This is a genomic window from Thiobacillus sp. 65-1402 (genome assembly GCF_001897685.1).
Taxonomy (GTDB): Bacteria; Pseudomonadota; Gammaproteobacteria; order Burkholderiales; family Thiobacillaceae; genus Thiobacillus.
This window is the reverse complement of record NZ_MKUG01000034.1, coordinates 19,145-29,283: the sequence shown is the minus strand read 5'-3', so window position 1 is coordinate 29,283 and position 10,139 is coordinate 19,145. Positions and strand designations below refer to the sequence as shown.

The following is a 10,139-nucleotide window of genomic DNA, read 5'->3' as shown; positions in this document are numbered from 1 at the left end:
GCGCAGCCCAAAGCTGCTGTGCCAGGCTGCGGGTGCGCGCCAGGGCCTCCTGTTGCAGCTGGTCGATCTTCTGCGCCTGTTCGGACGTCAGATCAGGGGGCGTCATGCCTAAGCCCATTCCGGCGCCCATCCCCGGCATCCCCGCGCCATACGGGCCCATCATCCCGTGGAACCTGCCCATGCCCCATCCCTGGCCCGGCGCCGTGTCCCCCATCATTCCGGGTCCCATGCCGTACCCACCCTGACCGCGGTCTGCACGATAGCCGCTGTCCCAGGCGCCCATCCGTCCCTAGCCATGCCACGGCCCGTAGCCCATGCCGCCATGGCCGAATGCGAGCCATCCCGTCACGACGACGAGAACCACCCACAAAGCGATCCAGAATCCGTGTTTCCGATTCATTTCTTCTCCTTTCTGCAAACAGGATGCGCAGTCCGCCCGGGGTTGCCCGTCTACTCGGTCAGATCGCGCTTTCTCTTCTGAAACTCCTGTTCGTCGATTTCGCCGCGCGCATACCGTTGCTTAAGAATGTCCAGCGCCTTGCTGTCGCCGCCACTGCGCGCGTCACCGCCGGACGACGTGGCCACCCATCTCACCAGCGCGACAACGCCGACGATGATGAGCACCCACCACAGGATCATGAAAATCCCGCCGAATCCGAAACCGCCTGCCATGCCATAACCGTCCATCATTGTCGTTCTCCTGTCATCACTTCCGGCCGTTTCCGGCTGCTCGATTGCAATACGCTTAGGAAATCCTGAACCAGTCGTCACCCCGGCTGAGGCCGGGCCCAGGCGCTTGATCTAACTAGATTCCTGCATGCACCCGCAAGGGGCAGGCTGCGGTTGTAAACAGCTAATAACTTTTAGGGCCACCACAAACCACTTAGCCGACGCTTTGCCTGGCGTTCAGTTAATCAGGGCGGCAATTGCGAAGATGGTCCCGATCCAGAACAGGCAGAAAACCTATCCAACCAAATGCTGCGCGCCTCACGGTGACCTCAGCTACGCTTGAAGAGCGCTCGCAGCTCATCTTCAGTTGGCTGGCGGCGGAACACCACTTCGTCATCTACAACCAAACTGGGGGAGTGCCTGATGCTATATCGCTCGACGATTTCCGGATGGTCCTCTACGAACAACACTTCGTAGACGACAGCCAAGTCCTTGAGCTCACGTTCAAGGTTGCGATAGTGGCTGCAATCGTGTGTAGCAATAATCCTGACATTCATGACTTGATCTCCTATAGGGTAGACGCCCTTATCCGACTTGGCTGTCATCGTCGATTCCCTGATTGTCGCCGTCGCACGAAGGTAGACCATGGGTTTCGCGATGGCTATCGATGCGGTGTAAGGGCAAAAAACTATCCATCATTGTTCGGTGCCGCTTCATCCATCGCCGGTGCTGGCCATGACATATCACTAAACATTTTTCATTTCATCAATTGTTCAGCCCTGCCGTCTTTCTTTGCGTCATGGCCTTTGTCATTTCACGTCGCGGCCCTCGTCCTTGCGAGGAGTGCCATCGCCGCGAACCTTGCGCTGCACCTGCAGGGCAGTGAGGCCGTCGTGCCGCCCTTTCTCGTTGTAAAGCACGTCGATGACCACACCCTTGTCGTCAAACATCAGGGTATAGGTGCGCACACCGTTACCTGGCCCGGTTTCGTACACGGTATGCTTTTCCCTTGTGGGATGCTGGTAGGTTTGAGCTTGCTTGCCGCCCACCTGGTATACCCAACCTTCCTTTCCATTGGGCAGAATCAAGGTACGGAGGGCTTTACCGTGGTGGCTGAAAGCGGCTTGTTTGGGGATGACGCCGAGGGGATAGGCGCTTAACACCGCCTCTGGCTCTAGCTTCTCGGCGAAGCTTGGTGGCATGGACAGCTGCCGCGTCTGACCGGCCAGGGCAACGCTAGCCGCGATCGTGGTCAGTGTCAGCAGTACATTCAAGACAGGTTTCATTGTCAGCCTTACCCCATGCCGTAGTGCTCAAAGCCCCACATTTGCGCCCCCTTGCTCCAGATAGCCACATGACAACGTGGCACACGTAGAGGCCCAAGCGAACTGCAATGCCGGGGCCTCCTGTCACATATTTTCAGATCGACTGTTTAGTGCCGGGCCCTAGCTGTCCCCATTCCCTTTTTCAGCTGCATGGTTATCGCCGGGCTTATGGGGAACATGCCGCTCGCCCGCCTGAATATTGAGCAGGATCGAGCCATATGCGTCGCCTTCACCCCTTTCCGGGGCATGACTGTCCCCCTCAACGTGGGGGAAATGACTGGCATGCACGTTGGTAATGCTCTGTTTCTGATCTGGGTCATTGTCCTGGTGATATGCCCAGGCCGGTGCCACCAGCAGGACCAGGGTAGTGAACGTAATGATTGATTTCATGACTTGTTCCTTCTATTCGGTTAAGAAACACCACGGCCGTTTCCGTCGAAACGGCCATCCCGGCCCGGCTTTACTGGCCGCCCTGTGGCTTGCCCATATTGGTCTGCATCATCATCTGCATCATGTCCATGCGCTTTTCCATCATCTCCATGCGCTTGGCCATCATGTCGTCGCCGCCCATCATGCCCATGCCGCCCTTGCCTCCCATCATGCCCATGCCGCCGCCCATCATTCCGTCTTTCATCATCGGGCAGTCCATCATGCCCATGCCGCCGCCAGCGCCAGCCATGCTGCTCTTTCCAGCCATCATGTTTTCCTGCATGGTCTGCATATGCTCCTGCATCAGCTTCTGGCGCTGGGCCGGGTCCTTGGACCTGGCCATCTGTTCCAGCTGACTTTGCATGCGCTTGGTGTTGACCTGCATTTTCTGGACCGTTTGATCGGTGATGGGCGTGGCCGCGCCGGCTTTTTGATCGGGATGGTGAGCGTCATCTGCGAATACGGGTTGCATGGCAAAGACGGACAGCATCAGGGTGGCAACGAGTGCATGGCGTGTCATGGTTGACTCCTTTACGTGGGGAAAAATGAACATTACGGTTTGACAACTTCGAGCCGGGTCACGGTAAACACACCATTCACCCGGTCAGCGAGGAACCGGACAGAATCGCCGGGTTTGACCTGATCCAGCCAGTTGGCATCCTCAACCCGGAAAACCATGGTCATCCCGGGCATCTCCAGGTTTGCCAGGGGGCCATGTTTGAGGGTGAGCTTGCCCTGGGCCTTGTCGATTTTTTTCACCAGTCCTTCGGCAAGTGCGGTGGAATGATCGCCAGCCGCGACATGGCGTTCGTGCTGCGTTTCAGCCCAGGCGGGCAGTCCGAGGGTCAGGCTCAAACCAAGCGCCAGGGTATTCAGCATAGGTTTCATGTTCATTCCTTTCAATATTGGGCATAGGTCCGGGTGGACCCGTCCTGGTTCACGAGAAAAACGTCATAGGCGTCCTTGCGGTCTCCGATTTCCATTCCGGGCGAACCGGCCGGCATGGCCGGTACGACCAAGCCGCGGGCACGCGGTTTTTCCTTAAGCAGACGCTTCATTTCCTTCGCCGGAACGTGGCCTTCGATCACATACCCATTGACCTCCGCGGTATGGCACGAGCCGTATCCGGCCGGCACGCCCAAACGGATCTTGTGCGCCGCCACGTTTTCGGTGTCATGGGCTCTGACCGTGAAGCCATTGGCCTTGAGGTGGTCGATCCACTTATTGCAGCACCCGCAGGTCGGGCTTTTGTAGACATCGATCACCGGGGTTGTCGGGGCGGCCCAGGCGGCCTGGGCTAGACCCAGGACGAGCAGGCTGGCAACAAGATTTTTCATACGGGTACGGGCCTTGGTTGAGGATTGAGTTCAGTATGGAATGGGGTTCGCCACATCAAGCTGACAGATGGATTACATTTGTGTCATCTTCGATCCAGACCGGAATACTGCCGTCACTCAACCCTTACCTTGCCCGCCATGCCGGCCTCCAGATGACCGGGGATCAGGCAGGCAAAATCCACGGTCCCCGGCTTGTCGAACTGCCAGACGATGCCGCCGCGCTGGCCGGCCTTCAGCGTGATCATGTTGGGCTCGGCGTGCTCCATGCCGGGCATCTTGCGCATCATGTCGGCGTGCGCCTTGAGCTCATCCAGGCTGCCGATCACCATTTCATGCGGAATTCTGCCGGTGTTTCTGACGAAGAAGCGGACGGTCTCGCCGGCCTTGACGCTGATGTTGTCAGGGGTGAATCGCATGGCATCGTCCATGGTGACTTCGATGGTGCGGTCCACCTTGGCCGGGTCACCTGGCTTGCCCGTCATCGACGCAGGTGCCGCCTTCGCCATGGCGGACATGTCATGGCCGCCTGGCATTGTCTTGTGGCCAGCCATGCCATGCCCGCCAGCGTGGTCTCCCGCCGCCAGGGCAATCGCCGGTAGCACGCCAAAAATCAGAATCGACAGTGTCTTCAGTTTCATTGTGTTTCTCCTAATGGGTTGAGTGATTCGATCGTCATTGCAATACATCAGAACCAGAAACGCACGCCGGCAACCCAGCGTGTTTCATCTGTTTTTTCGCCCGCCGCGCGGGCCAGGTCGGCGGTCTTGCCCAATTTGCCGACGCGCTCCACGCCGACATAGGGGGCGAACTGGCGGGTGAATTCGTATCTCAGGCGCAAGCCCGCCGCGCCGTCGGAAAGACCGCTGCCGATGCCCAGTGCCTCGTCGCTTTTGCCGTAGGCGTTGATTTCAAGGCGAGGCTGCAAGACAAGCTTCTGCGTGAGCAGCAGCTCGTACTCCGCACCCAGGCGGAACGCGGTTCTGCCCTTGTCGCCGACATAGGCCGCCGCATCGACCTCAAACCAGTAAGGTGCGAGGCCCTGCACACCGAAGGCCAGCCAGCCGCGATCGGGGCCCACGCCGCTGTCGTAGCGCACGCCCAGTTGCGTATCCCAGAATGTGGCGATGGCATGCCCCCAGAGCAGCTCGGTACGCGCTTCCTGCAGCTTGCCCTTTCCATAATCGCCTTCCGCCTTGACGACCAGCCGGTCGTAGTTGCGCCCGAACCAGGCCTGGGCTTCGTAGGCGGTGGCATTCCCCTCGCGCGTGTCCACGCGTTCCAGGCGGTCAACCAGCAGGCTGCCGAAGCTGTGCTCATCGGCAAGGCGAAGCTGGCGAGGTCCCGGCAGGGCGTATTTACCGCTGTCTAGGGTGTAGCCACCCGAGTAGGCATGCGGGTCGCGTGCGTCGGAGGGGGCAGGCCCACCCTGCATGTTCATTTCGCCATGATCCATTGCCGCCGAAGCCTGCTGCGGTGCCGACGGGCTGCCGTGATCCATGCCCGGCATTTCAACGGCAGTTTGCTTTTCCGGTTTTATGCCGGGCATTGCACTGTGATCCATATCGCTGTGGTCCATTGTCGGCATCGCATCCTGGGCCGACCTGGACTTGACCGCGTCAGGAGACGGCGCACCCTGATGCTGAGCATGATCCATCGTCTCGGCGGCGGGACTGGTTTGCGCCCAGACAGGCGTCACGCCAAGGCCGATGATTGCCATTGCAAGTACATTCATTCGCTTGTTTGTCATCTTCATATTCCTCTCGTTGCTGTCGGCGCTTACGCCACCACCACTTCGCGGAACATGCCCGCATCCATATGCAGGAGCAGGTGGCAGTGCCAGGCCCAGCGGCCGAGGGCATCCGCGCTGACCAGGAAGCTGACACGCTGCGCCGGTTGCACGTTGATGGTGTGCTTGCGCACCAGGAACTGCCCGTCCGGGCTTTCCAGTTCGCTCCACATCCCGTGCATGTGCATGGGGTGGGTCATCATGGTGTCGTTGTGCAGAATCACGCGCAGCCGTTCGCCATAGCGGAAATGCACGGGCGTGGATTTGCCGAACTCGAGTCCGTCGAGGGACCAGGCGTAGCGCTCCATGTTGCCGGTCAGATGCAGTTCGATCTCGCGCTCGGGGCCGCGCGGGTCGATCGGCCCGCCTATCGTGTGCAGATCGGCGTAGGTGAGCACTCGGCGGCCGTTGTTGCGCAGGCCAATCCCGGGGTCGTCAAGATTGGTGCGCGCCATGTCCACCCGCATGTCGGTGCTCGGGCCATATTCGGTTTTTGCGTGGCGCGCCTGCGTGCTGGGTTTCGCCAATGTGCCGTCCATGGCCGTTGCGGCCGGCATGGCGTGCTTGCTGTGGTCCATGGCCATGCCGCCGTGATTCATGCCGCTCATGCCGGCCATCCCGTTCATGCCGCCGGAACTGCCGTGATCCATACCGGCCATGCCGCCGCCCATGTCGCCCATCATGTCTGCCATGGTCAACCATTCGGGCTTATCCGGTTTCGGCACCGCGGCAGTCAGCCCGTGACGGGTGGCGAGCGTGCCGCGCGCGAAGCCGGTGCGATCCATCGACTGCGCGAAGATCGTGTAGGCGTCATCCCTGGGGGTGACGATCACGTCGTAGGTTTCGGCCACGCCGATGCGGATCTCGTCCACCGACACCGGCTCGACGTCCTGGCCGTCGGCCTGCACCACGGTCATCTTCAGTCCGGGAATACGCACGTCGAAAAACGTCATCGCACCGGAGTTGATCAAACGCAGCCGCACGCGCTCGCCGGGCCGGAACAGCCCGGTCCAGTTCGCGGCCGGGGGGGTGCCGTTAACGAGATAGGTGTAGGTGTAAGCGGAGATATCGGCCAGATCGGTCGGGCTCATGCGCATTTCGTTCCACATCTTGCGCTTGTCGAGCGCCGCCTTGAATCCGTCGCGCGAGACATCGCGAAAGAAATCGGCCACCGTGGGCTGGTTGAAGTTGTAGTAGTCGCCTTGCATCTTGAGCTTGGCGAAGACGCGCATCGGATCTTCGTCGGTCCAGTCCGACAGCTGCACGACATAGTCGCGATCCGCCTGGATCGTCTCGCCGCCGGCCGCTTCGATCACGATGGCGCCGTACATGCCGGTCTGCTCCTGCATGCCGGAGTGCGAGTGGTACCAGTAGGTGCCGGTCTGCTCCACCTTGAAGCGGTAGGTGAACGTTTCCCCCGGCGGGATGCCCTTGAAGCTGATTCCCGGCACCCCGTCCATCTCGAATGGCAAGAGAATGCCGTGCCAGTGAATAGACGTGTCCACAGGGAGCCGGTTGGTGACGCGGATGGTCACGGTATCGCCCTCCCGCCAATGCAGCGTCGGTGCGGGAATCGAACCGTTGATGGTCGTCGCCATGCGCGGCGTCCCGGTGAAGTTGACTGGCGTTTCCGCGATCACGAGATCGAATTCCGTACCCTGGAGGACCGGGGCGCTGCCTGTCGCGGTGGCGGCGGCATTCGCCCAGACCGGCTTGATGGCTGACGGTAAGCCAAGCAGAAGACCGCCCGCCGCAAGCCCCTGAACGAAGCGGCGGCGTGGCAAATCCGGCACTGCCAAGGAAAGTGAAGAATGGGGCATCGAATAATGTTTCATGTGAGCGGCTCTCCTGTTCAGGTTTGACTGCATCCTGAAGGGGCACACCCAACATCAAACTGACGGCTGAATTACAAATCTGTAATGCGGCGCCTCTGCAGGCGTGGGCTGTGGCAGGATGCAGCCATCCAAGTTAGTCTCCTGAACATGAAAATCCTGATCGTCGAAGACGAGCCCAAGACGGGCGATTACCTGAAGCAGGGACTCACCGAGGCCGGCTTCGTCACGGACCTGGCGCGCGACGGATGGGACGGGCTGGAACTCGCCAAGGCGGGGCACTATGACCTGATGATCCTGGATGTGATGCTGCCTGGCCTCAATGGCTGGCAGGTGCTCGAAGGCGTGCGCCGGGCCGGTGTGGATATGCCGGTGCTGTTCCTGACCGCGCGCGACCAGGTCGAGGACCGGGTCAAGGGGCTGGAACTGGGGGCCGACGATTATCTGGTGAAGCCCTTCGCCTTTGCCGAGCTGCTGGCCCGGGTGCGCAGCCTGGTGCGCCGTGGACATAACAGCCTGGAATCCACCGTCCTCAAGGCGGCCGACCTGGAACTCGATCTGCTGCGGCGACGCGCCACGCGGGCGGGGCGCAAGATCGAACTGACCGCCAAGGAGTTTGCCCTGCTGGAGCTGTTTCTGCGCCGTCAGGGCGAAGTGCTGCCGCGCAGCCTGATCGCCTCGCAGGTCTGGGACATGAACTTCGATTCCGACACCAACGTCATCGACGTGGCGGTACGCCGGCTGCGGGTCAAGATCGACGAGGATTTTGAATCCAGGCTCATCCACACCGTGCGCGGGATGGGCTATGTGCTGGAAGCCGGCGCGGACGGCGCGGCCCGATGAAATCCCTCTCGCTGACCGCCCGGATCAGCCTGCTCTTTGCCGTGGCCGCGGCGCTGGTCCTGCTTGTAACGGGCTATTTTCTGACGCAGGAGGTGGAAGCCCATTTTGAAGAGGAGGACCGGATCGAACTCAGCGGCAAGCTTGAGCTCGTCCGCAACCTGTTCACCCAAGCCTCGAACAGTAAAGCTCTGGACCGCCTGCCGCATCAACTGGACGACGCCCTGGTGGGCCATCATGGGCTCGCCGTCGCCGTGACCGATGCGACGGGGAATATCTGGTTCGCCACCTCGGGCGCGAATTTTCCGCACACGCTGCTGCAAGCCTGCCGGGCGCGGCCCGCAGCGTGCACGGATGGGACCTTGCATCAATGGGAGCATAAGGGCGTCAGCCATCGGGGGATGGCTGTGTCAATCACGGCAGGCAGCGGCGGGCCCTACACCCTCGCCGTGGCACAGGACATCGAGCAGCATGCGGTTTTCATGGACACGTTCCGTTCGGTGCTGGGAATCGCCATTGCCCTGGCCGCTCTGGCCATGGCGGGCCTAGGGTGGATCGTTACGCGATGGGGGCTCTTGCCCTTGCGCCGGGTCACCGACACCGTGGCTGGAATTTCGGCCGAACGTCTCGGCGCGCGCCTTCCGGCTTCGGGGCTTCCGGCCGAACTCATGCCGCTTGCTGCCGCTTTCAATGCCATGCTGGCCCGTCTGGATGATTCATTCCGGCGACTTTCGGAGTTTTCCTCCAACATCGCGCATGAACTGCGCACGCCTATCTCCAATCTCATGACGCAGACCCAGGTGGCGCTTTCCGGTGCGCGTGACAACAACGAATACAAGGAAGTCCTGTACTCGAGCCTGGAAGAATACGAACGCATGGCACAGATGGTCGGTGACATGCTCTATCTTGCCCAGGCCGACAATGGCCTTCTCACGCCGGGCCGGGAAAGCGTCAACCTTGCCGATGAAACACAGGGCCTGTTCGATTATTTCGAAGCGTGGGCGGAGGAGCGCGGCGTTTCGCTGGCCCTGGCGGGATCGGCCAGCGTGCCGGGCGACCGGCTGATGCTGCGGCGTGCGCTCAGCAACCTCCTGTCGAACGCCATCCGGCATACGCCATCCGGCCAGACCGTGCGCGTATCGCTGGCGATGCACGGCGACAAGGCCGTCATTACCGTTGAGAATCCCGGCCCCGAAATCCCGGCCGCGCACCTCCCCCGGCTCTTCGACCGTTTCTACCGCATCGACCCTTCGCGTCAACGCAAAGGCGATGGCGCCGGGCTGGGGCTTGCCATCGTCAAATCCATCATCGACGCGCATGGGGGTTCGATCCAGGCCGTATCCACCCGCCAGGCGACACAGTTCCAGCTCACCTTGCCGGCCTTGACGAGATAATGTCCATGTCTCTTGCTAACGACTTCGTATGCCGCCTTGCCTGGCTGGGCCGCACACGCTAAAGTCAAACCATGCGTCGACTTCGGGTATTCCTCTTCCTGCTGCTTTCCATTGCGGTTCCGCTGCAGGGCTACGCGCATTTCGCGCAGCCGCTGGTGCCCTGCCCGATGGGAGCCGCCGCCATGATGGCGCTGGTGGATGCCGATGCCGCGCACGATTGCTGCGAGGATGCCGAGACCGCCGCAAAGACCGGAAAGACCTGCAAGTCCGGTCAGCCCTGCCAGACCGGCGGCCAGCATTTTTCGGTGTACACCTCCGGCCTGCTGCCGCAGGAACCGGTTCCGGCCACCCGCTTCCCGCACATCGCTGCGGACATGTTTTCCTTCGACCCGGCCGCCGCCTGGCGACCGCCAGCCCAACGCTGACTCCCTGAACCGAGTGCTGCACTGCGCCCGCCCGAGCGGACGCCGCTGCGGCCGTTTCGCGTCCTCCCACCGTTGCCGGTCCGAGGGTCGCCGTTCTCGCAA

Annotated in this window: 13 protein-coding genes; 3 read left to right on the top strand and 10 right to left on the bottom strand. The window is 61.3% G+C overall.

Annotation, left to right across the window (positions count from 1 at the left end; genetic code table 11):
• Positions 1–450: 450 nt before the first annotated feature.
• The 10 genes from BGO62_RS03010 to BGO62_RS02965 all read right to left on the bottom strand — a co-directional run bounded on the left by BGO62_RS03010 (position 451) and on the right by BGO62_RS02965 (position 7,366).
• Entirely contained in the window at positions 451–690 is a 240-nt protein-coding gene (locus BGO62_RS03010) for an SHOCT domain-containing protein (protein ID WP_296638918.1), read from the bottom strand.
• A 308-nt stretch (positions 691–998) separates the two neighbouring features.
• On the bottom strand, positions 999–1,316 hold the full coding sequence (locus BGO62_RS03005) for a thioredoxin family protein (protein ID WP_296639164.1): 318 nt from the start codon (positions 1,314–1,316) through the stop codon (positions 999–1,001).
• A gap of 162 nt (positions 1,317–1,478) precedes the next feature.
• Entirely contained in the window at positions 1,479–1,943 is a 465-nt protein-coding gene (locus BGO62_RS03000) for a hypothetical protein (RefSeq protein WP_296639162.1), read from the bottom strand.
• Positions 1,944–2,114: 171 nt separating this feature from the next.
• Positions 2,115–2,384 (bottom strand): hypothetical protein, encoded by a 270-nt coding sequence (locus tag BGO62_RS02995; RefSeq protein WP_296639160.1) that lies wholly within the window; start codon positions 2,382–2,384, stop codon positions 2,115–2,117.
• A 70-nt stretch (positions 2,385–2,454) separates the two neighbouring features.
• A complete protein-coding gene (locus BGO62_RS02990; RefSeq protein ID WP_296639158.1) occupies positions 2,455–2,976 on the bottom strand; it encodes a hypothetical protein in 522 nt (173 codons plus the stop codon).
• The gene (locus BGO62_RS02985; RefSeq protein ID WP_296639156.1) at positions 2,976–3,311 is read right to left on the bottom strand and encodes a copper-binding protein; all 336 of its coding nucleotides are present in this window, start codon (positions 3,309–3,311) and stop codon (positions 2,976–2,978) included. The genes BGO62_RS02990 and BGO62_RS02985 overlap by 1 nt, the downstream gene beginning before the upstream one ends.
• A gap of 11 nt (positions 3,312–3,322) precedes the next feature.
• Positions 3,323–3,760, bottom strand: a complete 438-nt coding sequence (locus BGO62_RS02980; RefSeq protein WP_296639155.1) for a DUF411 domain-containing protein — start codon at positions 3,758–3,760, stop codon at positions 3,323–3,325.
• 113 nt (positions 3,761–3,873) lie between these two features.
• Entirely contained in the window at positions 3,874–4,398 is a 525-nt protein-coding gene (locus BGO62_RS02975) for a cupredoxin family protein (RefSeq protein WP_296639152.1), read from the bottom strand.
• 47 nt (positions 4,399–4,445) lie between these two features.
• Complete coding sequence (locus BGO62_RS02970; RefSeq protein ID WP_296639150.1) at positions 4,446–5,513, bottom strand: copper resistance protein B; 1,068 nt, start codon at positions 5,511–5,513, stop codon at positions 4,446–4,448.
• Positions 5,514–5,536: 23 nt separating this feature from the next.
• Positions 5,537–7,366: a copper resistance system multicopper oxidase gene (locus BGO62_RS02965; protein ID WP_296639165.1), complete on the bottom strand. Its 1,830-nt coding sequence runs from the start codon at positions 7,364–7,366 to the stop codon at positions 5,537–5,539.
• Between the two features lie 162 nt (positions 7,367–7,528).
• On the opposite strand from BGO62_RS02965, the gene BGO62_RS02960 reads away from it, so the two are divergent.
• From BGO62_RS02960 to BGO62_RS02950, 3 genes are all read left to right on the top strand, one after another.
• Complete coding sequence (locus BGO62_RS02960) at positions 7,529–8,221, top strand: heavy metal response regulator transcription factor (RefSeq protein WP_296639148.1); 693 nt, start codon at positions 7,529–7,531, stop codon at positions 8,219–8,221.
• Complete coding sequence (locus tag BGO62_RS02955) at positions 8,218–9,612, top strand: heavy metal sensor histidine kinase (protein WP_296639146.1); 1,395 nt, start codon at positions 8,218–8,220, stop codon at positions 9,610–9,612. The genes BGO62_RS02960 and BGO62_RS02955 overlap by 4 nt, the downstream gene beginning before the upstream one ends.
• A 71-nt stretch (positions 9,613–9,683) precedes the next feature.
• Positions 9,684–10,037, top strand: coding sequence for a hypothetical protein (locus BGO62_RS02950; RefSeq protein ID WP_296639144.1), 354 nt, complete (start codon positions 9,684–9,686; stop codon positions 10,035–10,037).
• Positions 10,038–10,139 lie beyond the last annotated feature (102 nt).

Excerpts from the sequence above, each read along its gene's own strand:
- BGO62_RS03010 (WP_296638918.1), bottom strand. The coding sequence starts at position 690 with ATGATGGACGGTTATGGCATGGCAGGCGGTTTCGGATTCGGCGGGATT.
- BGO62_RS02960 (WP_296639148.1), top strand. The coding sequence starts at position 7,529 with ATGAAAATCCTGATCGTCGAAGACGAGCCCAAGACGGGCGATTACCTG.
- BGO62_RS02985 (WP_296639156.1), bottom strand. The coding sequence starts at position 3,311 with ATGAAACCTATGCTGAATACCCTGGCGCTTGGTTTGAGCCTGACCCTC.
- BGO62_RS02975 (WP_296639152.1), bottom strand. The coding sequence starts at position 4,398 with ATGAAACTGAAGACACTGTCGATTCTGATTTTTGGCGTGCTACCGGCG.
- BGO62_RS02990 (WP_296639158.1), bottom strand. The coding sequence starts at position 2,976 with ATGTTCATTTTTCCCCACGTAAAGGAGTCAACCATGACACGCCATGCA.
- BGO62_RS02995 (WP_296639160.1), bottom strand. The coding sequence starts at position 2,384 with ATGAAATCAATCATTACGTTCACTACCCTGGTCCTGCTGGTGGCACCG.
- BGO62_RS02955 (WP_296639146.1), top strand. The coding sequence starts at position 8,218 with ATGAAATCCCTCTCGCTGACCGCCCGGATCAGCCTGCTCTTTGCCGTG.
- BGO62_RS02965 (WP_296639165.1), bottom strand. The coding sequence starts at position 7,366 with ATGCCCCATTCTTCACTTTCCTTGGCAGTGCCGGATTTGCCACGCCGC.
- BGO62_RS03005 (WP_296639164.1), bottom strand. The coding sequence starts at position 1,316 with ATGGTCTACCTTCGTGCGACGGCGACAATCAGGGAATCGACGATGACA.
- BGO62_RS02970 (WP_296639150.1), bottom strand. The coding sequence starts at position 5,513 with ATGAAGATGACAAACAAGCGAATGAATGTACTTGCAATGGCAATCATC.
- BGO62_RS02950 (WP_296639144.1), top strand. The coding sequence starts at position 9,684 with ATGCGTCGACTTCGGGTATTCCTCTTCCTGCTGCTTTCCATTGCGGTT.
- BGO62_RS02980 (WP_296639155.1), bottom strand. The coding sequence starts at position 3,760 with ATGAAAAATCTTGTTGCCAGCCTGCTCGTCCTGGGTCTAGCCCAGGCC.